Raw genomic sequence first — 21,919 nt, forward strand, 5'->3', positions numbered from 1 at the left:
CCATTTGTTGAAATTTCAATTGGGGGCCGAATGTCGATCAAATCCATCCTGAGTGCCTATAGTGGCGATGCATCAAAGGGCAGCGGTTTGCGGCATGCACTGCATCTGGCCAAACACCATGATGCTTGGCTGACTGGCGTTTTGCGTCACAGCCAAAGCGATCTTGAGCGAACACTGCGCGGGACTGTACCGACGAGCTTCCTCAAGCCGTTCCTCGAGGCTGAAGAGGCGCGGTTTGCAGAGATCGCCGAAAGGTTTCGGGCGATAACCGCCGAAGCCGGACTTGAAGACCGATCAGACTTTGTCAAACTTGACGCCCAAAAAGGCCTCTCATTATCGGAATTCGCGCGATCATTTGATCTGGTTGTCACCGGTGCGCACTCTTATAGCGAAAACGAGGCGCATATGTCAGCCAACCCAGATCTGATCGCCCTACGCAGCGGCCGCCCGGTTCTTGTAGTGCCCGATGAGTACGAAGCTGAAGGGCTTGCAGACCACGCCCTTGTCGCCTGGGATGGCAAGAGATCATCGGCCCGTTCGCTTGGTGACGCCATGATCGGCCTTGAGGATAAGTCAAAAGTTACCCTTCTGACCGTCGGCACACAACAAGTGCCAGGAACGGAATACTTGCTGCGCAATCTCGAACGTCACGGGATAGACGCGAGTTTTGTTCTGAAATCTCAGCAAGGGTCGATTGCTGAAACCATTCTGTCAACCGCGCAGGAAATTTCAGCTCAACTGGTGGTCATGGGGGCGTTCGAACATAGTAAGTTCAGCCAAGATATGTTTGGAGGGGTCACGACAGATATCATCGCAAGGGCGGATGTCCCTGTGTTTCTGTCCCATTGAAGCCCAAGCGACCACCTTTCAATCAGTAATAGGACAAGACGGGGGCCATTGAGGCTCAGACCTTCTTTGAAGGACAGGACAAATGTCAGACCAGAAAAAATACATGCACCAATCCATTGCCCAAGCGGTGCGCGACCATGGCGTTGATACAATGTTTGGGTTGGTTGGGGACGCCAACCTGTTTATGGCCAATCACTTTGTCAGCGGTTGCGGCGGAACGATGGTTCCTGCCGTGCACGAAGGCGGCACTGTGCTGATGGCACAAGGCTACGCCCAAGTGACCGGGAAGGTCGGGGTCGCGACAGTAACCCAAGGCCCGGGTCTGACGAATTGCTTTACAGCCCTTCGGGAAGGTGTGGTTGCGCGCTGCCCTATAATCCTCTTGTGCGGTGATACACCCGTGACTGCACCGTTTCACCCGCAAAACATCGACCAACGCGCAGTCGTTAAGGCCACCGGTGCCGGATTCGAACAGGTGAAGGCGCCGGAAACAGCTACGCGGGATGTAGCGACGGCATTCTATCGCGCGCGCAAGGAACGACGTCCTATTGTCGTGAATATCCCCTCTGATTTCATGTGGGCAGAGGTCGAACATACCCCTGTTGTCTTTCCGCTGCCCGAAATCGAAAGCACCGTGACCGAAGGGCCTGTACATGAAGCGGCGATAGGTATGATAGCCTCCGCGAAAAGGCCTCTGATCTTGGCAGGGGCCGGGGCAGCCGGCGCGAAAGACAAGTTGATCGCATTGTCTGAACGGCTCGAAGCGCCGTTGGCAACCACCTTGAAAGGCACAGGACTGTTCGAGGGCCACCCAAACAATATCGGCTATTTCGGAACGCTCAGTACAGCACAAGCATATGATGTGATCGCTGCTGCCGACTGTATCATCGTCTTTGGCGCCTGGATGCATTTCCTGACGACGGATCGTGGCGAATTGCTGAAAGGCAAGCGGGTTGTGCAGGTCAACAACAGCCTCGCTGATGCCGGCGCGTTCTACCAGCCCGACGCTGTTCTGATAGCAGATGCGGGGAAGACTGCCGACAACATCCTCTACTGGCTGGATAAGGCCGAAATCGCGCCTTCTGGGTTCTCCAAGGAATTGCCCTCCCATGACATCTCGAAGCATCCAAAGGGCGACCCGAGCAAGTCCAAGGATGGCTGCATCAATCTTGAATACGCGCTGGACCGTTTGAATGAAACGCTCCCTGATAACCGCATCATGCTCACCGATGGCGGGCGCTATATCACCGAAGTCTGGTGCCGTGTTGGGGTGCCGGACCCCAATAGCTTTCACATGACTGACAATTTCGCGGCTATTGGGCAAGGCATGCAGCAGGCCGTTGGCGCGGCGCATGGAGATCCTACGCGCCCTGTCGTACTGTTCATCGGCGACGGCGGATTCATGATGGGCGGCGCTAACGAGTTCAATACCGCCGTTCGAACCAAACGTGATCTGATCGTGATCATCTGCAACGACTCGGCCTACGGGGCCGAGCATGTTCAAATGCTAGACCGGCAGATGGACCCATCATTGACCGAGTTTGACTGGCCCTCTTTCGCCGATATCGCAAAATCCATGGGGGGGATGGGCGTCGAGGTGACATCACCCGAAGAGCTGGAGACTGCGATTGAGGCGATCAATGCCCGAAAAGGTCCAATCATCGTCGAGCTGAAACTGGATCCGAAAAGCGTTCCACGTATGCGAATGTAACCTTTGGCAGTGGCAAACCGAGATGTCCGGCAACCGTGCCTCACTTGGCCTGGCACACTATGCCACCAAATGAGGCTGCGTGCTTGAAGGATTGCGTGGCGAGGAGGGGATTGCCGCTCTGTGCCCGCGCGAGGGAATAGCCCAGACCACCATGTTCGAAACCTTATCTCATCCGCATGTATTATTAGGCTGACGATCCGCGTTAAGGGCGGAAAGTCCGCTGTGGCGTCAAATGCTTGCCAAGATTTTGCTGCGACGTGTAGAAACGGCAGCCGTTTGCCAATTTCCGCACCTGAGATACTGCGCTGCCGCAAGTCTGCTTCCCGCCCGGCCAGGACCTTCAACCTCAGTAGGTCGAATGGCTGGTTTCGGGACATGGCTCTGAGACCGTGAACGACTGGATGGGCGGCGCATCGCCGACTGGCAGCTTCGGGGCCGATTCCAGACTGTCGGCTTACGATTCTCGATTTCGATGAAACAGACCTTCGCCTGTGTGCTTCGCTCTTGCTTTAACGGCCGAAGCAGCCATTTGGCGGGTAAAACTTACTTGTGGCGGATTAGGCGAAAGCCACCGTTCAATCCAGCGGCAACCGCATGTAACTACGCAGAGCCTCTTTGAGCCCAGCACGGAGCGTTTCGTCGCGCGTGGAGAACACGTGATAGTCGTTGACGAGATCGTTCTGCAGGGCGCCGACGATCAACTGGAAGCAGAAACTGAGCCGAGTTTTCGTTTCTTCCTCGCCGAACTGCGGAAACTGGCTGGCAAATGCCTTGCGGTAGTAGCGCATTATCTCGCGAGCCGAATCGCGCATGGGCGCCCAGGGATCATCCGGCTCGAGGATACGCAGCAGTGATTCCCGCAACACGCCCCGCATCGGGCCAGTAAACAGGTCAGCCATCAGATCGACGAGTTCATCGAGCGCAATTTCCGGCTCCAACTCATACAGGCGATCGATGTTGACGCGCGCCTGAATCTCCTCGTTGCAGGAAGCGATCGCCGCGGCGCGCAGAGCACGGAAGTAGGCCTCCTTGTCCTCGAAACGGTTGTAGAAACTGCCGACCGATCCACCACTGGCTTCCGCCAGATCGGAAACCTTCAGGTCGGCAAGCCGCATCGAGTTCAACATCTCGACACCCGAGTTGATGAAGGCGTCGCGGATACGCCTGCTGCGCTGCTGCTGTGCAGGATGGACGCCGGGAATGTCTTCTTCCAGCAATACAGCATTCAGGTCCATCTTATAGTCTCCTCGCGGTTGTCGGCTCGCGACCGGCGATACTATGCCAGACTATTGCTATCCGAAATCACCGCACAAAAACCAGAGCTGTTTGCGGCACGAAAGTCACGACCAGCAGAACAACCAGGATCAGTGCAATGAACGGCAGCACTGCGCGGCAGATTTCGAGGAAGCTCTCCCTGAACGCGGTCATTGCAACGATCAGGTTCAGGCCCAGAGGCGGCGTGAGAAAACCAATCTCCAGATTGATGACCATAATGACGCCGAAATGGACGGGGTCGATCCCGTAGGCCATCGCCGGGACCAGCAACAGCGGCGCCAGGATGAGGATCGCGGAAATGACATCGAACAGACATCCGACGATCAGCAGGAATACCGTCACCGCCAGCAGGAAAGTGACCTGATTGTCAGTCGCCGTGGTAATGAGATTGGCAAACTGGTCCGGGACTTCCTCGATCGTGAGGATCGTCTTGAGGCTGAGCGCCACGGCAACGATGGGAAAGAGCATGCCCAGAAGTTTGGCCGTATCGACTGCGATATGGAAAAAGTCGGCGAGCTTCAGCTCGCGATGGACAAGGATTTCCACGAAAAGCGCGTAGAGAAGCGCAACGGCGGCGGCCTCGGTTGCCGAGAAGTAACCCGAGTAGATGCCGCCCAGCAGAATAATCGGCAGCATAGCCGACCACCCGCCCCGGATTGCCGCGGTGCGCAGCTCTGCCAAATCCAGCGATTGCGCCGGCATCTTCCGGTTCACCCAATAGGAATAGAAAGCGAGGACACCGGCGATCATCAGACCCGGCACGATCCCGGCTATAAACAGTTCCGCGATCGACGTTTCGGTGACGATGCCGTACAGGATTAGCGGGATTGACGGCGGAATAATGATTCCGAGAGTGCCACCGGAGGTTAGTGCGCCAAGGGCAAAGCGCTTGGAATAGCCATGTTCCAGCAATGCCGGATACATGATGGTACCCACTGCCAGGAGCGTAACCGGCGAAGACCCCGAAATTGCCGCGAAGATGGCGCAGCTAAGAATGGTGGCCACGGCAAGACCGCCCGGCAGGGGACGGGTGACCGCAATCGCCATGTCGATCAAGCGTTTGGCGATCGATCCGCGTGTCATCACGTTTCCCGCCAGAAGAAACATCGGAATGGCCAGCAGAAGCGCGTTGTCGAGACTGATCCAAAGGTCTTCGGCGAGATATTCCAGATGGCCGTCGCCCCACACCACGTGAACATAGGCGGCGGAGCCCAGCAGAACCACGATGATGTTCTGCCGCAGAATGAGCATCACAAGCACGAGAAGAACAAGGAGGATGGCGGCCATCGTCAGTGGGTCCTGTCGGAGTTCAGCTGCTTCAACGATGGGTCAGCGCAGAATATCGCATGCTTGAGGCCCGCTGACGCGAACGCGTAGGGAATGACCAGCTGCAGCGGCCAAAGCAGGAAATAGAGAACCGGCGCCTTGTCGCCGCTCTCCATCGAAACCTGCACGAAATTCCAGCAGACGATTGTGGCCGCGAAGTAGAACAGGGCCGATACGGCGTCGCCAAGCCGAGCGACATGGGGGTCGAGCCTGGGCCCCGAAAGGAAGTCAAGAAACCCCGGACGCAGGTGGGAGTTGTCCGAGGTTGCCAGCGTCAGGCCGAGAAATCCGGCGATGATCGCACCGTAAACGGCAATCTGCTGCATGCCCAGAAATGCCGTCGAGAACAGTTCGCGACCAACGACGTCCACGATCAGCAGCGCGGCGACAATTGCGTAGGCAACCGTCGCCACGGCTGATTCAGTGGAAGCCAGGCCTTTGAGGATGGCGCGCAGCATGGTCTTGGCTTCAGCTGCAGGCGGCCTTGGCCTTTTGAATCGCATCCCACTTGGCTTTGGCCGCATCGCCAAGATCATTGAGGATGGCTTCCTGCGCGGCCGGCACGAGTGCCTTCCACTGCGCCAGTTCCTCATCGCTCAGATTGATCACGGTCGCCCCTTCGCTCTCAGCCTTGCCGAGGAGCGCCGTTTCCGCACCCCTGATAGCCTGGCGCAGTTCGAGGAAGATCGGCGCTGCCTCGTTCATCCAGCCCTGCTCCTGAGCGGTAAGGCTGTCCCAGGTCTTCTTCGAGATTATGATCCCTCCAACCTGATGCTGATGACGCGTCAGGACGATGTTGCTCGCGACCTTGTCGTAGCCCGTGGCGATGCCGAAGACGGAAAGCTGGGTCGCTGCCTCGACCTGGCCGGTTTTAAGGGCCGGGATCGCTTCATTGGGAGCGAGCGGCACGGCGGTTCCACCCGCCTGCTTGATGAACAGAGTGTCCGTCGCCGAAGGCGCGGTACGGATCTTCATTCCGGCGAGATCGCTCGGCACCCGAAGCGGCGATTTCGCGAAGATCGACTGGTATCCGACTTCCATCCAGCTCAGCGTCTTGATGTTGGCAGCGTCGAACTCTTCGCCGTAGGTGGCGAGCAGGTGATTGTCGGCGACACAGTCGAACTGCTCGGCGCTGTCGAACGCATAGGGCGAAGCCAGCAGGCCGAAGGTGGGTACGACGAGCGAGACTGCCGTGTTGGACATTACGCCCATGTCGATACGACCGCGCGCAATCTGCTTGACGACATCCTGCTCGCCGCCAAGCTTCCCGCCCATGAAGGCATTGATGGTCAGCGCCCCGCCGGACACCTCGGCTACCTTGTCGACGAATTTCTGGGTGATCTTGCCCCAGGGCGAGCCCGGAGGGGGCGCAGCACTCAGTCGTAATTCCTTCGCGCCCGCAGACAGGCTGGTCGCCATCAGAAGCGCGGCGGCAAGCGAAACGAGTCTCATCACATATCCTCCCTCTTTCGGGCTTGGAGCGCCCTGACTGCCCCTAATGTTAAGCGGAATGTCAGATTCTGTCAATAAATATGAATTGGAATTCATGTTAGCTTTTATATCGTTGTTTTTATTGTAATATATGTCCATATCAATAATCGTAATATGAATTTGTATTCGTTTTTGTTGACACTTCCGCCTGCGCGATGATAGCGTCTCTGCGCATGGGACGATTGATTTCAGGACTGCCCACGGAAGCGGAATCCGAATGAAGAAGCCGACGAAGACAACGGATGGGGCTGACAACCGGGCCACGATTGGCCGCGGCGCATTACCTGCCAAGCTGCGCGTTGTCGGCGCACCGGAAGCACAGGACATCGAGGAAATCGTCAGGTCCGAACCGCGCGAACCGTCAACTCCGCAGGTGCACGAAAACCAATCTGCGCAGAAGGTCGAGGAGATTGTCCAAAAGCCCTCCTCGACGAGAGAGTCGAACTCCCACCGTCTGGCAAACGGCTTTCGCGTCGTCGACAATCGGGCCTATCAGCGCGTCCAGAAAATCAGGCCGGTCGCCCTTGTCGTTCCGGCCGATGATGAGATCGGATACAAGAAACTCATCACCCGTTTCGAAGAGGCGTTCATCACGCGAGACATGAAAGCGATCGGCGACTGCCTGTCGCCTTCATTTCAATGGCATTTGCCCAACGGGCAGGTGGCCTACGGAAAGAAGGAAGCGCTCGAAGAGATGGAGCGCCGCTTCGCAATGCCCAACGCCCCCCGTTTCTCGGGCTCGGTGTGGCGGTTCAAGGACACCACAGTCATCCAAACCTATGACGTCGAGTACCTGGGCGCGGACGGCAAATGGCGGCAGTCCAAGGGCATGGATCTTTATGAAATCGGCGGCGGCCTGATCACTGTGAAGGACGCCTACTGGAAAATGATCCCTTGACGGGGAGCGGGAGGAAGAAGCCGTGAAGATTGAGTCGGCAGCTGGAGAGTTCGAATTCGAAATCGAGAAACTCGATCTCAAGAATGACGGGCTTGTGCTTGTCGGCAAAATGGGCGTCTGGGAAGCCGAGACCACCATGTCGGGCGCCGACCTGCGCCGGCTGTTGCGACTCGTCCTCTCCAAGCCACGTATCTGGGGCTATCTGACTCGCATGTTTTGGGGGCTGAGGTCACAGCCCTCAACCGGTCGGGAGGGTGCCTGAATGAGCTCGCTAAAACCGGCAGGATTGCCCAAACAGGCGGAAGCGGCGTGGGACTATCCGCTTTATGATGCGATCATGGGTCGACGTTCCCGCCGTTTCGGGCTCGGCATGGAGATGGCTTCGGGCCCGTTTCAGCACAAGTCGGACAAGCAGCCTGTTGGCTTGAACGACCTTGAGACCGCCATGCTGGTTGCAGCGGCGACCGCCACCACTGGACCGATCCTCGCCGAAACCGAATTCCCCGGCGGCATGGTCAAGACGATCGGCAAGCCCTACCCCTCGGCGATGGGGTCGCATCGTGCGCGGCTGTTCTTCACCAATGACACTGGCGTCTACGTCGTAAACGGCGACCAGGCCAAGATGACGAAGATGCGCGAGTACGAGGACAAGAGCGACCGGGAGAAGATCCTGGGCTTCTATGAAACCTATGTGCAAAAAATCAATGACGGCAGGATGGACCTGCCGCCAGCCGAGCCAGGCGTGTGGCCCCACAACCAATGGGTCACCAACATGCCGGGCACCACGATGTTCATGCCTGTGATCGACGTCACCAAGGACATGATCAAGCTGATCCTGAACCTGTGCGACAGCAAGGCCGGGCGCTATGCCAAGGCGACGGGCGGCTACTATATCGTGGACGACCGGAACGGTATGCGACCCTGCGGCAACGGAAAATGGGTGGAAAACGGCTTCCTTAACAAGAAGAAGGTGATGACCCTCTCGCGGCTGGAAAAGCTCCTGAGCGACGGCATGCTGGCCGAGGGTGCCTTTATGTCCCAGCTGATCGCGCTTGCCCTGCAGGCAACCGGCATAGGTGGCTGGGTCTATGGTGGTTTTTCATCCACCGTGGTTCTGGGCGGCACGCCGGCGTGTCGCGGCCTGGGTTTCCGCTTCATCCAGTCGAGAACGGATCCGTTTCCGATACCGGTCGGCCGCGACGGCGTGTTCGAGGCGTTTTGCCCGCCCTACTACCCTTCCATGCGGGAAGCGGTCGATGCCGCGATTGCCGGCGCCACCATGACGATGGACCAATGGGAGGCGAAAGGCATGGTCAAGCCGCATACCGCACCCAACGCGGAATTCGATGCGGCCACCGTACAGGCAAGCCCCGAAGGCGTGGAATGCGTCAAGGACATCTGCAGCTACATTCACGAGACGTTCGGCAAGTTCCCCGGAACGGTCGATCCGATTCAGCTGACGCTGTTCGCGCAGGCCCACCATCTCGATCTCGATTTTTACGACAAGCACATGAAGCCCGGCGCCTACTCGGAGACCCACAAGAACCATTTCCGGGACTGGTACGGAAACAAGATGCCGCAAGAACGCGACTGAGGACAGAACGATGGAACCTTTCCGCCTGGTTATCGATGGCAAGAAAGTGCCTACCAAGCAGTGTTTTGAAGTGCTGAACCCGGCGACGGAGAAAGTGGCGGGGTTGGCCCCGCTTGCCGGCAAAGCCGAACTGGAGGATGCGGTTCGCGCCGCGAAGGTGGCTTTCAAGAGCTGGCGCGAGGAGACCGAGAGAAAGCGACAGACGGCCTGCCGGAAGATCGCCGAAAAGATCGAACACCACGCCGAGGAACTGGCGCAATTACTTACAACGGAGCAGGGGAAACCGCTCAACGGCCTGGGTTCGCGCTGGGAGATCGGCGGTGCGGTGGCTTGGACACAATACACTGCCAGCCTGTCGCTTCCGATGCGCGTGCTGCAGGACAACAACGAAGGCCGTGTGGAGCTTTACCGCAAGCCGATCGGTGTCGTTGGCTCGATCACGCCCTGGAATTTCCCGGTACTGATCGCGATCTGGCACGTCATCCCGGCGGTGCTGGCGGGCAACACTGTTGTCATTAAGCCGTCGCCCTACACACCGCTGACAACGCTCAGGCTGGTTGAACTGATGAACGAGGTACTGCCGCGCGGGGTGGTCAACTGCGTCACCGGCGATGACGACCTCGGACCGATGATGACCAGCCACCCGGATATCGGCAAGATCGTTTTCACCGGTTCCAGCTCCACCGGGAAGAAGATATACGCCAATGCTGCCGAGACCATGAAGCGGATGACGCTGGAACTGGGCGGCAACGATGCCGGAATCGTCCTGCCCGATGTCGATCCCAAGCAGATCGCGGAAGGCATTTTCTGGGGCGCGTTCATCAATGGCGGCCAGACCTGCGCCGCGCTGAAGCGGCTCTATGTCCATGATGACGTCTATGAGGATGTATGCGAGGAACTGGTGAAGTTTGCTCGCAAGATGTCGATGGGCGTTGGCACCGACGAGGGCGTGGTGCTGGGGCCGGTTCAAAACGAGAGACAGTTTGGCATCGTCAGCGACCTTGTCGCGGATGCAGCTTCCAGGGGGCGCGTCCTGCTTGGCGGCGACATCCCGAAAAGAAATGGCAAGAAGACCGGTTACTTCTTTCCACTGACCATCATCGCCGACCTCGACAATGGCGACCGGCTGGTCGACGAAGAACAGTTCGGTCCTGCCCTGCCGATCATTCGCTATCGTGAGATCGATGACGTCATCGAGAAAGCCAACGACAACCCGAACGGCCTTGGCGGCTCGGTGTGGAGCCGCGACATCAACGCAGCGAAAAGGGTTGCGACGCGCCTGGAATGTGGTTCCGTGTGGATCAACAAGCACGGCATGATCCAGCCCAACGCACCCTTCGGCGGGGTCAAGCAATCCGGCATTGGCGTCGAATTCGGCGAGGAAGGATTGGCGGAATATACCGATCTGCAGGTTATATTCTCCTGAGACTGCGGCAGTATGAGCGCGTTTCTGGGGCTGTCGCAGTTTCCACCGGCGTTGATCGTCGCGGTCTTTGCCGCGTCACTGCTGCAATCGGTCACCGGGATCGGTTTCGGCGTCATCGCCGGGCCGTTGCTGCTCGCCTCTGTCGGCAGTGCCTCGGCGATACAGGCCTCTATCGTGCTGAGCCTGCTGATTGCCGTCATCCTCGCGCCCGGTACCCTGAGACTGGTCAGTGGCTCGCTACTTCGGCCGGTGTTTCTCGGCATCTGTATAGGCACGCCGGTCGGCGGAATTCTGTTTATGATTCTGTCGATCGACGCGCTGAAGACACTTGCGGCGATTACCGTTGGTACGATGACGGTGATCGCGTCAGGCGTATTGTCACGTTATCCGGTGTTTGAGATAGACACCCCACGACGGCGCATGGCGGCCGGAGCAATTAGCGGGGTGTTGAACACAACGTTGGCGATGCCCGGCCCTCCGATTGCTGCCTATGCAACGGCGATCAGAAGCGACAAGGCGATTATCCGCGCCACGACACTGGTTGCGTTTCTGCTTGCCTATCCGATCGCGTTTGGAATGCAGCACCTTGTTGCAGGCATTTCGGCCGACCTGTGGGCGATCGCCGCTCCGCTTTCACTGCCAACAATCGCCGGTGTATTGGCCGGAAGCGCGATTGCCAGGCATGTAAACGAACAGGCATTCAAATGGCTTACTGTTGGGTTCCTACTGGCGAGCGTTACAGCGTTGGTTGTGAGTTGACTTAGGTAAGTTATGCTCGAGTACTCCGAAATGTTTCTTGGAGCAAAAACGATATTGATTGGTGGAAAGTCCATTTGTTCGATGCCGTCCGCGTGTTCCACTAAAGTTTCGATGACCGTAATCCACCCTACCCAGATATTCGATCAAGTTACGGCGACGACAGCTTTCAGGATGAACGCTACCGACCGCCACCGACCGATATGAGGGCGCAAAGCGGTCATTTAAAAGAAGGCGGCCAATTGAAACTCAGAAAAGCGCAAAGGCATATGTTTTCCGGCAACTTGGCTACTCCGCCCCGATCTCGAATGGCTCATGCCCTGCCCTACTCCAGGGTTTTTCCATCAAAGCCGAGAGCAATTGCGGTGGTCGGAAAAAGCCGTGGAAGCCGGGGATTGTCTGGGTAAGGATGTAGGCGGATCGTGTGCCAAGCGTCGCCTGCACGGTCTCCAGAAAACGGCGTTCGTTGGCTTTGGATGAGAACACGTAGAGCAGCAGCATGCCAGCGGTAAGGCCGTAGTCTTTCTTGTAGAGCTTGTCGCCGATCAGGGTCGAATAATCCTCGATGGTTGAGCGGTAGCTTTTCCGGGCCGCCTTGCTGTCCTTGGGTTCGGTGCCGCGATCCGCTTCGAGGCAGTAGAAGCGATAGAGACCACCATAATCCATGCCAAAGAGCGCGTCGGGTGTGAGTGTCTTGCGCCCCAGATCAATGCTGATCGTGGTGCGGGCGCGTTCCAGGATCTTGTGAGCAGGAATATAGCCCATGCCCTGGCGTTGCAGCGCGATGTCGATGGAACTAGTGATGCAGCTGACCATGTACTGGTGAACCCAATGCCCGGTCGGGCGGACAGTGTTTTCCGCAAGCCCAAGCTCTTCCAGCCAATCGCGGGCCTTTGAGGTCAGCTCATAGATGTAGGGATTGAAACTGGCGTTCTCGGTGGCGCGTTGCTGACGAGGGCACATCAGGAAGCCGCCGGCGCGAAGCTTCTGCATCTGACGCAGAGAGGTGTCACGATCGCGGTGCGTGTCGCGGGTTAATTCATGAAGATAGATCGAACTTTGCGGCCCGTGACGCTGAATGAACCTGAGCCAGCGGATTTCGCGCTCCGTCGGACGTGTTCCGGGGCGGTAATCTATGTGATGGAATGTGGCCCGTCCAAGCGCATCGTGAGTTCTCATAACCCATTGATATTAGCATTCTTTTTTCCTACCAGGAACCCGACGGACCAAGATCCGGATCATCGTCCGGGCCCGGTTTCTTGGGCTTGGGCTTCCTTTTGCGTTTCCGCTTGGCGCCTTGGCCGTCTTGCGGGGCGTCGCTATCTCCGTCCGACACCACGGAATTCTCGTTGTTCTTCGCCTCGTCGGATGTGTCGGAGGGCACTTCGTTGTCTGGCGTCGTCGCATCCCATCCCCTCTCGGCGTTCGGATCATCGTCCTCACTGACCGACGGCTCCCCGGTCTCATGCACAGGCTCGACAAAGGGTTCTGCATAGCGGGCGCGACTGTATTCACGGACGGCGTCCTGCTCTTGCCGGCTCGAACGCGGCAAATTCTCAAGTGCAAAGAACGGAAAGGCGATCGGGATCCCTTTGCGTGTCAGGCCGCGGACATAGGTGACAAAGCTTCCCTTCGGTTGGCGATGCAACAAGTCAGGATCGCAATTAAACGGGCTGGCCAGGGCTCTGGCATCCTTCATCGAGATACCACCGGCCATCTTGATCGAGGTATTGGCCTCAAAGGCATCCTGCAGCTTTCCATCTAGCTGGCCCAGAAACTGATGCGCCATGACCAAGCCAACTTTGAACTTGCGCGCCTGGGCCAGGATCGTGGCGATGTTGGCATCAAAATATTCGTGCGCCTCATCGATGTAGCAAATGACCGGGGTACGCTCGTGCTCCGGGATCGTCGCGCGCTCCTGCGCGGCCTGGGCAACAAGCGCAATGAAGAACCGGCCGAAGATCTCGGTGCCCTCTTCCTTCAACAGCGACTTGGCCGTGTTGATGAGGATCAGCTTGCCGGCATTCATCTCCGAGAACATGTCAAACTTCGACTGCGGATGACTGAACATCCGCTCAAAGGTTCGGTTCTCCAAAACGGCATAGAGACGGCGCAAGACCTGGAGCTTGGTCGTTTTGAACTCCGTTCCATCAAACTCGTTGGCAAAGAAGCTCTTCGCGGTGCCGTCGAGTTTTTCGATATGGTCGGCAAAGGCCTTCATACCGCCAGGCTCAAGAACCTGTCGAAACGTATGGATCGTGGCATCGGGAATGTGAAAGAGCAGCCGCGTGACATAGCGAAAGACCACGGCCTGTTTCGGCGTCATGGCAGCCGAAAGTAGCGAGCCCAGCACAAAGTCATAGAGCTCGATAATCGAATTGGTCAGCCGCTCTCGGTCAAGCGCACTGTAGGCTGCCAGGCGCTCCTGGCCAACCGAGAACAGGTTGAGGCACACCGGATAGGCTATATCCTCCGGGTCGATCAGGACGATGCGCTCGGGCCGCAAAGTGCGAGCAGCTTTCAGGTTCTTGATCAGATCGCCCTGACTGTCGATGACGATCACTGTCTTCTCGCCGCGGGCGATGTCTTCAAGATCGCGCACGATGTGATACTGCAGCGTCTGCGTCTTGCCGTGGCCTGTCCCCGCGACGATGTGCGTATGCTCAAAGCGCATCGATTCCGGAATCCCGAATGGGGCCTTGAGAGCAAACAGATCGAAGAGCGCTGTGCCCTTCAGATAGACCTCGGCCGGATTGTCGCCCTTGTAGTCAAGCGGCCAGATCGGCTTCGTGCGATTGGTTTCGGCGAGATTGGCATCGAGGCGCTCGCGAAGCGCTTTGAAGTGATTGTAGTCGTTGAGCTCGAAGAAGGGCGCCACCACATCTTCGACGACCTGGTGCGGCCGGTCGAGAAAGTGTGTGATCGGCACCAGCAGTTCGCCGTCCATAGGTGGGACTTCGCGAGCGACAACGCCGAGGCTTTTCGAGATCGATGCGAGCGCCGTCATCGCCATCTTGCGATCCATGCCAGCCTGAGCCACGCGGGAGATCATGTCGCGATAGCGGGCACCTTCAATGGTGTTGTGAAGAGGCGGTGGCGGCGGAATAGCCGCATCCATGTGCTCGGCCTCGAACAGGCGCCGGCCGACCTCCACCAACTGATCCTGCACCACCCGGGGTGTCTTCGCGGGCACCTCGGCAAGAAGGGCGCGGCGGATCTCGTCTTCGCTCAGATGCGCATCGGCGTCGCGTACGGCCGCCAGCAAGGTTTCGGTTTGCTCGCGGGCGATACGTTCATGGCGCCGCGGGCTGTCGCGATAAAGGCGGTATCCCAGATATGCAGGGATGCCGACCAGAGCGACGGGAGCAACAAAGAAACCGATGAGGAGAATGACAACGACAAACACTGTCGCCATCATCGCGCCCTCAGCCATGTTGTCGGTCGGGCGCGGGATCAAAGCTCAATCACCTTGTCATCGCCCGGATCGGCATTGACGGCGAGCCAGGACTTCATCAGGCGAAGCGCGTCCATCAGGCGGGATTCATAGAGCTTTGCTTCAAAGGGATTGGCCGTGCGATGCCGATCGGGCTTGCGTTCCAGCAGGTGGCGCACTCTCAGGATATACCATTCCGGATCATCGTCCGGGGCGGTGCCGGCTGGCGAACGATCAAGAAGCACGTGGTCACCCAGATTGCGCTGGACGATGATCTGGCGTTCTTCATGGGTGAAGTCGACCCTGACACAGACATCATGCCAGGTGGTCTTGAACAGCAGCCCGTCGCGGACTTCCTCGTGGCGAATGGCAACGCGCACGCTTCTCTCTCCCCCACTCCTCCACGTCTATTGGGCTTGCAAGCGGCAGGGTCTGTCAAGTCGTGCTGGCGCCATAGTCTCGGAAGCGCTTGGCAACCAGCGCCTCGACACGCGCCCGCTTGATGGAATGATGGCGCCGTGAGTAGGCACGGATCCGGCGAGCCGTCTCCCGGTTGGCAGGAGCATCATCGCCAAAATCGATCAGTCGCAGCCGGCTGCGTCCATCGGGACTGGATATCTCCGCGACCAGCGGCGGGGTCTCGGCGACGGAGAAAGCCAACTGGTCAGGCGGAAACTCATGACGCAGCGCCTCAGCATCGGCCAGGCCGACACGGAAGACGATCTTGGTACCAACTGTTCCAAGGATTGCCTCGCGAAGCACCGGGGACAGCTGGGCCATGTATTGGTGGCATAGCGTCAGACTGACGCCGAACTTGCGGATCCCGGATAGCATCTCGGCCAGCGTACCTGGCGCGAAGTGATGGCACTCATCGAGGTAAAGGTGGAAAGGGTTGCGCCCTTCCCTGGCCAGGGCAGCCATGTGGAGGCGGGCCACCAACAGACTGCCCAGTATGCGGGTCTTGTGAAGGCCAAGGCGGCCCTGCGGCAAGCGGGCAATCAGGATCTTGCGGGTCTTCAGGACAGCGCCAAGATCGATCCGGCTTTTAGGATAGGCAATGACGCTACGCATGCGCGGGTCAGCGAGCAGCGCTCCAATCTTGTTCAATGTCGAGCGCGTCGTCTCGCGCCGCTCCCGTTCCGACATCGCGGCAAAGTCATCGGCCCAGAATGATCGGATGGCCGGATCCTGGATCAGCGATACGGTCTCGTCGCGGAACGACTGGCTGGTCAGCATGAAGTGAATGTCGATCAGGGTAGCGCCCGGTCGATCAAGTAGCGCGGCAATGGCATTGTGTAGATATTGATCCAGCACCGGTGTGGCGATCTGATCATATCCCCAGATGCTCTTGAAGGTGTCGACCAGTGACGAGGCCAGGAACGGTCGCCAGGGCGGCGCGATCTCTCCAATGAGATTGATCGGCTGGGCGTTGTCGTCATCACATGGATCGAACAGGATCACGTCTGTCCGCCGCTTCGGCGGAATGCGTTCCAGCAAACGGTCGGCGTCCTCGCCATGTGGATCGAGATAGAAAAGGCCGTCGCCGCGGGCGATGTCATCGAGCATCAAGGCCCGCATGCAGGTCGACTTGCCGGTGCCGGTTTTGCCGAGGATGGCGCGGTGCTGGAATCGATGGGTAGTTGGCAGTTCCATAAAGACACGGCCCCAAAGACCGGATCGATCCTCGTGTGGTGGCAAGGCAATCCGATGTGAGGACGTGTCGTCAAGGAACAATCCATGTTCATTGTACCAGTTTGTAGGACCGGGCGGGACCGCCGCCAAAAGGTCTCTTCCCTTGGCAAACTGTGTTTCGTCGGACCGGCTGGACGTTTCAAATAGTGATGAGGCCTTCCGAAGGAAGCTGTCCCCTCTCTGGGAAGAGTCAAAAAGTCCCGTCACCAGTCGTCTGGCCAAAGGCCATGACTTCACCCCGTCTTACGGTCTGCCCTGGTCGGTTCGGGATCCGTGTCGGATCAAGGCCGCCATAAGGGCAGCCGGGCGTGGCGTCGTCATGACGACAGGAATGACGGGGTGAAGTCATGGGCGTGCGCCCTGACGACTGGTGACGGAATGTGTTGCTATGTCTCGCGCTGGTTACCCATACGGAATACCCATAGAGGTTGGGTATTTCCTATGGGTACGGCGCATGGGTACCGAAAAAGCCACCCGGAAAACGGGCTGGCTTTAGAACAGGCCTCGTCCGCCCTGCTTGCGCAGGACGGCGTGGTGGCGGCCTTTTCGTTTGAGAAACTGCCCGGCGACAAACAGGCCAAAACCGATCATCAGGAAGATGATCCCAAAGATCGGAACCCAGATGGTCAACAGACCGATCAAGCCTAGCACACCGCCAAGCCCCATCATGACACTGCCGGCGATCTGCATCGCACGTCAACCTGATCCGTCGAGATGCTTTCGAGCCGCTTCCCCCGTCTCGAATTTCTGTCCGCCAACGACAGCGGTCCCATCGTCGCGCTTTTCGGTGACAGGCTGGAGGTCCGGTCGCGTCAAACCCATAAGGGAAGCATATTGGGCTTTACGTTCTTGCTGGATTGTCTGACGCGTCGGTTCGCCGGACGCTTCAGTTAAGCCGCTCGCGGTCGCCTGTACGTTGACGGATGTCTGCGCAACTGCATCCGCTCTTGTGGTGTTGTTTTCCGCCTGTCGGGACCGGCTTTGAGCCGCTCCAGGCCCAGCAGCAAGATCATCGTGCATGCGTTGAAAGCCAGAGCCTGCGGCAAGAGCCTGCGCAGCTTGCAGCTGCTTCTGAGAGAGATCGACCAAGGTGCGCGTCATCTCTGCGGTATCGACGCCAGCCCGCCCGACTTGTGCAATGACAACGCCGCCAAGGCCGAAAAAGATTAGAAGAAGTCCTAGGATCACACCGGCATATCCGGCGAAAAACCCAAAGCTGCCGAACCCTCGGGTCGCCTGACTCGAAATAAGGCCCACAAACAAGAGCGCAGCGCCTACGACGACAATAATTGATGCCATGAATTGAAGAAAGCCAAAGTAGGTTCGAGCTGTGGCATATGAATGCATGATCCCCTCCCAGGTTACAAACACCCCTGAATATGATCATGCTGGAATGGATGAAGAGTCAAATCTACACTTCAGTAACAGTTGGTCAGCAATGATTGCTAACGGGACGCCGTATCACGCGATTACCATTCTATGACCGGAAGCTGACGAACCGGCGACGGCAAAATACTCAGATCCCCAGCACCATTGACGTAAAATTGGTAGCCGTTATCCGGGCTGATAGAATTACCATTTTCCGGCAGCGGTTCGATGATTATGTCTTCGGATTTCATCAAAACATTATACCAGAAAAATGGGTGGCCCGCCTGGCCAGGCGAACCACCCGACTCCTCGAAGGGAGCGTCCCGCAAACGGCTATCGATTGTCGATGCGTTCCTGGATCCACGCCTTCACTTCGTCCTCAAGCCAGCCAACCCGGTTCGGGCCCAGCTTTATCCGCTGAGGGAATTTACCTGCCTTCTCCAGACGGGCGATGTGCTGAGACGAGTACGGAATGAGATCCTTCAACTGCTTCTTCGATAAAATCCGTTTCATCGCGAATACTCCTTTGATAAGGAGCATCGCGATGCTCCGGGTTGGGGTTTTGTCCCGGAACTTTAATAGTGTGCCTCAAGAACCCCACGATGACCAGCATGGCGGATGTTTTTCTCGGACCCGCCTCCCTTTTGATTGCTGCCTTTTCTTTCAATATCTAATAATTTCATATATATATCATACTATTATAGAGGAGTGTCACTCTGGCACTAAGGCAGTGACAGAATGACACTTTGGCAGTGCCAGAGTGTCACCATCCCAGTGCCAGCATGACACTGGCTGACGCCAGGCTTGAACGACCTAGAGCAAAGAACCCGTCGAACAGCATCGGCAGTTGGAGGGTCACAAAAGGGTCATGGCACTGTCAGTGCCAATTTGGCACTCACCGGTTTCCTCAGGCATCGATCGCGTAGATTTCGACCGACCGAATCCATTTGTCCGTTGCGCGAAGCCCGTGCTCGGTGCGTTCGATCAGGCCCATTTCGTGGGCTTCATCAATTGAGCGAAAGACTGTTCGGCGACTCAAGTGCAGGAACTCCGCCATGTCGTCCTTCGACATGACGCAGTACGGAAAACGGTAGTCACTGGACGAGAGTTTGTGGATGCTGTCGACCACCGCATAGGTGTTGAATGAGATGCCGAGTTTTTCCCGGACTTCGTGCAGCACGACCGTGTAGCGCGGTCGCTTCTTGAACCGCGTCTGGTCGATCATGCTGCCGATTGGTTTGGCTCCCCCCATATCAGATTATTATACCCCATCGATCCAATCCGCGCTGCTTGGACTTCTCCACAGGCGCGCTCAGAGGTTTCGATAGTGATCGTCTTCATCAGGCCGATTGCCTGGATCCGGCCAGTCATCGCGTTGTTTCCGGCCCGACACCAACAGGCCAAACGCCTCACCTATTCGATCCTGCAGTCCCCGGATCAGGATGTTGGTTTCCCGGTCGCGTTCCAGCATCGCTGCGATCTGTTCATCCTTGACCTTGATCTGGTCGTCCTTCACCCGCAGTTGCTCTTTCAGAAAGTCCAGCATGTCTGGATCAGCCATTCTGCCTGGCTCGGGCATCCGATGGTATCGTGACACGGCGTGACGTTCGTCGCCTTCGTGATCTGCCTTGACCTGGCCTTCGACCTCTGTCGGTTTTGTTCGGACGTCCACCCCATCCGGAAGGCTTTTTGGGAAGCCAGAACCAGTCACTCCTGCATCCGAGCTGCCCGCCGCGGCATTCGCCGTCATGCTGGTGCCTGCAGCGGTATCAACCTGCATGCGGTTGGTTGCAGGTTGATAAAGGTCTCGATCTAGCGCCGCGGCCTGGTTCTGTGAAGCTGCATGCACCTGCAAATCTGGCTGCGTGCGCCTTTGTTCACCTGCACGCAGCTGCATGCCGCTGTCTGCAGCCGCATCGCTCTGTAACGTCGCCAGCAGGGAGGCGACGGATGCCTCGGTGGCAAAGTAGCGTCGGAACATACCGAGCTTCACACAGTCGAGCACACCTTCGCGGCAATAGCGCTGTACCGTATCCTTTGACTTGGAGATGCCCAGCGCAAAGAGCCGGGATCTGATGTCATCGACCGACAGGGGATAGACCGCATGCGGATCGCCAGAGATGCGCTGACTGGTTGCGTCGGCATCAGCAACGGACGTTTCCGGCACGAACGGCAGATCTGCATCCTCCAGCTCGCCTCGATCCTCGCCTGACATAACCTTGCCGACTTCGGAGATGTCCGGATCCAAATTGGACGGTTCGTCGTTGGCCGTCGTTTCGGTCGGCGGCTCCACAGAGGAGGCGGCAATCGGCGACTTGGAATCGTCATGACCCGTCAACGCGCCTTTTCCGATCGCGTGCCTAGCTGCGTCCGGCAGTGCGCTGCATGCAGCTGCATCCGCCTGCAGCTTGCTACTCTCATCAGATCGCACCTCGGAAACTTCATTTTCCTGCGGGCTGGGCGATCCAAATCTTGGAACTGCGCGCCGAAAAGGCTCGCTGTTCAGGTGGTATGAGTTCGTCATCCATGAATTCTACCACGGCGAAACCGGCTCAGCGCAGCACATTACGGAACAGGGAAGCGCGCTAGAAAAGGTGGGCCAAAGGGTGGTCTAAGATTTCCGCCACGTCAATTAACTCAAGAAAATCAAAAATTTAATTGAAATAAATGGTGCCCAGGGGCGGAATCGAACCACCGACACGCGGATTTTCAATCCGCTGCTCTACCAACTGAGCTACCTGGGCACATCATGACGAAGCGGGCTTCGTCGGGCCGGCGGCGTTGGCATTCCGTCGGCGATGGCGGGCGTTATATCACGTGTTTTTGCGCTGGCAAGCGCCTGCCCGCGCATTTTTCGGCGCCCGCGTGTTTTTGGTGACCGGTGGCCTGCCAAACCCGCGTCAAGGCCTTGTTCCCGTGCGCTTTCAGGCACCAGGCAAGGGCGCCCGGGAACCCGGCAGGGCGGCCTGCAGCCGGCAGACAGACGCCTATTCGCCGCCGTCGGGATCCGGGTCGGTGTTTTCCTCGGCCTCGGTCACCGGAATGGCATAGGAGCCGGACAGCCAGCGATTGAGATCGATGTCCTTGCAGCGCGCCGAACAGAAGGGATAGGTCTCGCGCGCCGACGGCTTGCCGCATTCCGGACAGGCACGTTTCGGACGCAGGGGCGTCACCTTTTCACCGGTTCTCGCCACGATCACACCTGCTGGCTGCCGGACAGCCAGTTGAAATGCACCTTGAAGCCTTCACCGGTCAGCAGGGCGACGGTCTCGTAGAGGGGAAGGCCGACCACGTTGGTGTAGGAGCCGACCAGCTTGACGACGAAGGTGCCGGCCAGGCCCTGCACCGCATAGCCGCCGGCCTTGCCGCGCCATTCGCCGGAGGCCAGGTAGCTTTCCAGTTCCTCGCGGGTGATGCGCTTGAAGCGGACCCGCGTCTCCACCAGCCGGGTGCGGACCTTGCCCTGGGGGGTGACGAGGCAGATGCCCGTGTAGACGCGATGGGACCGGCCGGAGAGCAGGCGCAGGCTGTTGGCCGCCTCGTCCAGCATCTCCGCCTTGGGCAGGATGCGCCGCCCGACCGACACAACCGTATCGGCGGCCAGGATGTAGGGATGCTCGAAATCCGGCTCCGCGCGGAGCATGGCCAGCGCCTTCTCCGCCTTCTCACGGCACAGGCGCTTGGCCAGCGACCGGGGATGCTCGGCGCGCTGCGGCTCTTCGTCGATGTCGGCAGGCACGAGCCGGTCCGGTTCGATTCCGGCCTGCTGGAGCAGTTCCACCCGCCGCGGCGACCCGGAGGCCAGGACAAGCTTCTGGAATACGCTCATGACGGGTCTTGTTCCTGTCGGCGGCCGGCCGGGCAGACCCCGGCGGCGTTACTTGAAGCGGTAGGTGATACGGCCCTTGGTCAGGTCGTAGGGCGTCATCTCGACCAGCACCTTGTCGCCGGTCAGAACGCGGATGCGGTTCTTGCGCATCCGGCCAGCCGTGTGGGCAATGATCTCATGCTCGTTTTCAAGCTTCACGCGAAACATCGCGTTGGGCAACAGTTCCGTCACCACCCCGGGAAATTCCAGGACTTCTTCCTTCGCCATGCGT

Annotated in this window: 23 protein-coding genes and 1 tRNA gene; 7 read left to right on the forward strand and 17 right to left on the reverse strand. The window is 58.3% G+C overall.

Going from position 1 to position 21,919, the window contains the following annotated elements:
• Positions 1-30 precede the first annotated feature (30 nt).
• Positions 31-849, forward strand: coding sequence for a universal stress protein (locus CSC94_RS18925; RefSeq protein ID WP_099307944.1), 819 nt, complete (start codon positions 31-33; stop codon positions 847-849).
• An 82-nt stretch (positions 850-931) separates the two neighbouring features.
• The gene (locus tag CSC94_RS18930) at positions 932-2,560 is read left to right on the forward strand and encodes a thiamine pyrophosphate-binding protein (RefSeq protein WP_099307945.1); all 1,629 of its coding nucleotides are present in this window, start codon (positions 932-934) and stop codon (positions 2,558-2,560) included.
• A gap of 575 nt (positions 2,561-3,135) precedes the next feature.
• Here the strand turns inward: CSC94_RS18930 and CSC94_RS18935 are convergent.
• The 4 genes from CSC94_RS18935 to CSC94_RS18950 form a co-directional block, all read right to left on the reverse strand.
• Positions 3,136-3,795 carry a TetR/AcrR family transcriptional regulator gene (locus CSC94_RS18935; RefSeq protein WP_099307946.1) on the reverse strand — a complete coding sequence of 220 codons (660 nt, stop codon included), beginning with the start codon at positions 3,793-3,795 and terminating at the stop codon, positions 3,136-3,138.
• 67 nt (positions 3,796-3,862) lie between these two features.
• Positions 3,863-5,122, reverse strand: a complete 1,260-nt coding sequence (locus tag CSC94_RS18940) for a TRAP transporter large permease (RefSeq protein WP_099307947.1) — start codon at positions 5,120-5,122, stop codon at positions 3,863-3,865.
• Between the two features lie 2 nt (positions 5,123-5,124).
• Complete coding sequence (locus CSC94_RS18945; RefSeq protein WP_165784508.1) at positions 5,125-5,619, reverse strand: TRAP transporter small permease; 495 nt, start codon at positions 5,617-5,619, stop codon at positions 5,125-5,127.
• A gap of 10 nt (positions 5,620-5,629) precedes the next feature.
• Complete coding sequence (locus CSC94_RS18950; RefSeq protein ID WP_165784509.1) at positions 5,630-6,613, reverse strand: TRAP transporter substrate-binding protein; 984 nt, start codon at positions 6,611-6,613, stop codon at positions 5,630-5,632.
• A gap of 256 nt (positions 6,614-6,869) precedes the next feature.
• Between CSC94_RS18950 and CSC94_RS18955 the strand changes: the two genes are divergently transcribed.
• Genes CSC94_RS18955 through CSC94_RS18975 form a run of 5 tightly spaced genes read left to right on the forward strand, consistent with a single transcriptional unit; the run spans position 6,870 to position 11,329 of the window.
• Positions 6,870-7,550 (forward strand): nuclear transport factor 2 family protein, encoded by a 681-nt coding sequence (locus CSC94_RS18955; protein ID WP_099307949.1) that lies wholly within the window; start codon positions 6,870-6,872, stop codon positions 7,548-7,550.
• 22 nt (positions 7,551-7,572) lie between these two features.
• The gene (locus CSC94_RS18960) at positions 7,573-7,812 is read left to right on the forward strand and encodes a hypothetical protein (protein ID WP_099307950.1); all 240 of its coding nucleotides are present in this window, start codon (positions 7,573-7,575) and stop codon (positions 7,810-7,812) included.
• Complete coding sequence (locus CSC94_RS18965) at positions 7,813-9,144, forward strand: hypothetical protein (RefSeq protein WP_133122934.1); 1,332 nt, start codon at positions 7,813-7,815, stop codon at positions 9,142-9,144.
• A 10-nt stretch (positions 9,145-9,154) separates the two neighbouring features.
• Positions 9,155-10,570, forward strand: coding sequence for an aldehyde dehydrogenase family protein (locus CSC94_RS18970; protein ID WP_099307952.1), 1,416 nt, complete (start codon positions 9,155-9,157; stop codon positions 10,568-10,570).
• A 12-nt stretch (positions 10,571-10,582) separates the two neighbouring features.
• Positions 10,583-11,329, forward strand: coding sequence for a sulfite exporter TauE/SafE family protein (locus tag CSC94_RS18975; protein ID WP_099307953.1), 747 nt, complete (start codon positions 10,583-10,585; stop codon positions 11,327-11,329).
• A 285-nt stretch (positions 11,330-11,614) separates the two neighbouring features.
• Here the strand turns inward: CSC94_RS18975 and CSC94_RS18980 are convergent, their stop codons facing one another.
• The 13 genes from CSC94_RS18980 to infA all read right to left on the reverse strand — a co-directional run bounded on the left by CSC94_RS18980 (position 11,615) and on the right by infA (position 21,915).
• Entirely contained in the window at positions 11,615-12,505 is an 891-nt protein-coding gene (locus CSC94_RS18980) for a replication-relaxation family protein (protein ID WP_099307954.1), read from the reverse strand.
• A 28-nt stretch (positions 12,506-12,533) separates the two neighbouring features.
• Positions 12,534-14,783: a type IV secretory system conjugative DNA transfer family protein gene (locus tag CSC94_RS18985; RefSeq protein ID WP_099307955.1), complete on the reverse strand. Its 2,250-nt coding sequence runs from the start codon at positions 14,781-14,783 to the stop codon at positions 12,534-12,536.
• On the reverse strand, positions 14,780-15,139 hold the full coding sequence (locus CSC94_RS18990) for a hypothetical protein (protein WP_099307956.1): 360 nt from the start codon (positions 15,137-15,139) through the stop codon (positions 14,780-14,782). The genes CSC94_RS18985 and CSC94_RS18990 overlap by 4 nt, the downstream gene beginning before the upstream one ends.
• Before the next feature lie 55 nt (positions 15,140-15,194).
• On the reverse strand, positions 15,195-16,412 hold the full coding sequence (locus CSC94_RS18995) for a type IV secretory system conjugative DNA transfer family protein (protein ID WP_099307957.1): 1,218 nt from the start codon (positions 16,410-16,412) through the stop codon (positions 15,195-15,197).
• Positions 16,413-16,943: 531 nt separating this feature from the next.
• Positions 16,944-17,141, reverse strand: a complete 198-nt coding sequence (locus tag CSC94_RS19000; RefSeq protein WP_099307958.1) for a hypothetical protein — start codon at positions 17,139-17,141, stop codon at positions 16,944-16,946.
• Positions 17,142-17,147: 6 nt separating this feature from the next.
• Positions 17,148-17,798 carry a hypothetical protein gene (locus tag CSC94_RS19005; protein ID WP_099307959.1) on the reverse strand — a complete coding sequence of 217 codons (651 nt, stop codon included), beginning with the start codon at positions 17,796-17,798 and terminating at the stop codon, positions 17,148-17,150.
• A 354-nt stretch (positions 17,799-18,152) separates the two neighbouring features.
• Entirely contained in the window at positions 18,153-18,359 is a 207-nt protein-coding gene (locus CSC94_RS19010; RefSeq protein WP_205853361.1) for a helix-turn-helix transcriptional regulator, read from the reverse strand.
• 367 nt (positions 18,360-18,726) lie between these two features.
• Positions 18,727-19,044 carry a sugar-binding transcriptional regulator gene (locus CSC94_RS19015; RefSeq protein ID WP_099307960.1) on the reverse strand — a complete coding sequence of 106 codons (318 nt, stop codon included), beginning with the start codon at positions 19,042-19,044 and terminating at the stop codon, positions 18,727-18,729.
• Positions 19,045-19,131: 87 nt separating this feature from the next.
• Entirely contained in the window at positions 19,132-20,343 is a 1,212-nt protein-coding gene (locus tag CSC94_RS19020; protein WP_133122935.1) for a MerR family transcriptional regulator, read from the reverse strand.
• Between the two features lie 144 nt (positions 20,344-20,487).
• Positions 20,488-20,563 (reverse strand) — tRNA-Phe (locus CSC94_RS19025).
• A 243-nt stretch (positions 20,564-20,806) separates the two neighbouring features.
• The gene (gene yacG / locus CSC94_RS19030) at positions 20,807-21,013 is read right to left on the reverse strand and encodes a DNA gyrase inhibitor YacG (protein ID WP_099308021.1); all 207 of its coding nucleotides are present in this window, start codon (positions 21,011-21,013) and stop codon (positions 20,807-20,809) included.
• 2 nt (positions 21,014-21,015) lie between these two features.
• Positions 21,016-21,648, reverse strand: a complete 633-nt coding sequence (locus CSC94_RS19035; RefSeq protein WP_099307962.1) for a Maf-like protein — start codon at positions 21,646-21,648, stop codon at positions 21,016-21,018.
• Between the two features lie 48 nt (positions 21,649-21,696).
• On the reverse strand, positions 21,697-21,915 hold the full coding sequence (gene infA, locus CSC94_RS19040; RefSeq protein WP_099307963.1) for a translation initiation factor IF-1: 219 nt from the start codon (positions 21,913-21,915) through the stop codon (positions 21,697-21,699).
• Between the last annotated feature and the right edge of the window lie 4 nt (positions 21,916-21,919).

The sequence above is a fragment of the Zhengella mangrovi genome (assembly GCF_002727065.1).
In the GTDB taxonomy this organism is placed as follows: Bacteria; Pseudomonadota; Alphaproteobacteria; order Rhizobiales; family Rhizobiaceae; genus Zhengella; species Zhengella mangrovi.

Coding starts and splice junctions, on each gene's coding strand:
- CSC94_RS18925 (WP_099307944.1), top strand. CDS start 31: ATGTCGATCAAATCCATCCTGAGTGCCTATAGTGGCGATGCATCAAAG.
- CSC94_RS18930 (WP_099307945.1), top strand. CDS start 932: ATGTCAGACCAGAAAAAATACATGCACCAATCCATTGCCCAAGCGGTG.
- CSC94_RS18935 (WP_099307946.1), bottom strand. CDS start 3,795: ATGGACCTGAATGCTGTATTGCTGGAAGAAGACATTCCCGGCGTCCAT.
- CSC94_RS18940 (WP_099307947.1), bottom strand. CDS start 5,122: ATGGCCGCCATCCTCCTTGTTCTTCTCGTGCTTGTGATGCTCATTCTG.
- CSC94_RS18945 (WP_165784508.1), bottom strand. CDS start 5,619: ATGCTGCGCGCCATCCTCAAAGGCCTGGCTTCCACTGAATCAGCCGTG.
- CSC94_RS18950 (WP_165784509.1), bottom strand. CDS start 6,613: ATGAGACTCGTTTCGCTTGCCGCCGCGCTTCTGATGGCGACCAGCCTG.
- CSC94_RS18955 (WP_099307949.1), top strand. CDS start 6,870: ATGAAGAAGCCGACGAAGACAACGGATGGGGCTGACAACCGGGCCACG.
- CSC94_RS18965 (WP_133122934.1), top strand. CDS start 7,813: ATGAGCTCGCTAAAACCGGCAGGATTGCCCAAACAGGCGGAAGCGGCG.
- CSC94_RS18970 (WP_099307952.1), top strand. CDS start 9,155: ATGGAACCTTTCCGCCTGGTTATCGATGGCAAGAAAGTGCCTACCAAG.
- CSC94_RS18975 (WP_099307953.1), top strand. CDS start 10,583: ATGAGCGCGTTTCTGGGGCTGTCGCAGTTTCCACCGGCGTTGATCGTC.
- CSC94_RS18980 (WP_099307954.1), bottom strand. CDS start 12,505: ATGAGAACTCACGATGCGCTTGGACGGGCCACATTCCATCACATAGAT.
- CSC94_RS18995 (WP_099307957.1), bottom strand. CDS start 16,412: ATGGAACTGCCAACTACCCATCGATTCCAGCACCGCGCCATCCTCGGC.
- CSC94_RS19000 (WP_099307958.1), bottom strand. CDS start 17,141: ATGCAGATCGCCGGCAGTGTCATGATGGGGCTTGGCGGTGTGCTAGGC.
- CSC94_RS19005 (WP_099307959.1), bottom strand. CDS start 17,798: ATGCATTCATATGCCACAGCTCGAACCTACTTTGGCTTTCTTCAATTC.
- CSC94_RS19010 (WP_205853361.1), bottom strand. CDS start 18,359: ATGCTCCTTATCAAAGGAGTATTCGCGATGAAACGGATTTTATCGAAG.
- CSC94_RS19015 (WP_099307960.1), bottom strand. CDS start 19,044: ATGATCGACCAGACGCGGTTCAAGAAGCGACCGCGCTACACGGTCGTG.
- CSC94_RS19020 (WP_133122935.1), bottom strand. CDS start 20,343: ATGACGAACTCATACCACCTGAACAGCGAGCCTTTTCGGCGCGCAGTT.
- CSC94_RS19035 (WP_099307962.1), bottom strand. CDS start 21,648: ATGAGCGTATTCCAGAAGCTTGTCCTGGCCTCCGGGTCGCCGCGGCGG.
- infA (WP_099307963.1), bottom strand. CDS start 21,915: ATGGCGAAGGAAGAAGTCCTGGAATTTCCCGGGGTGGTGACGGAACTG.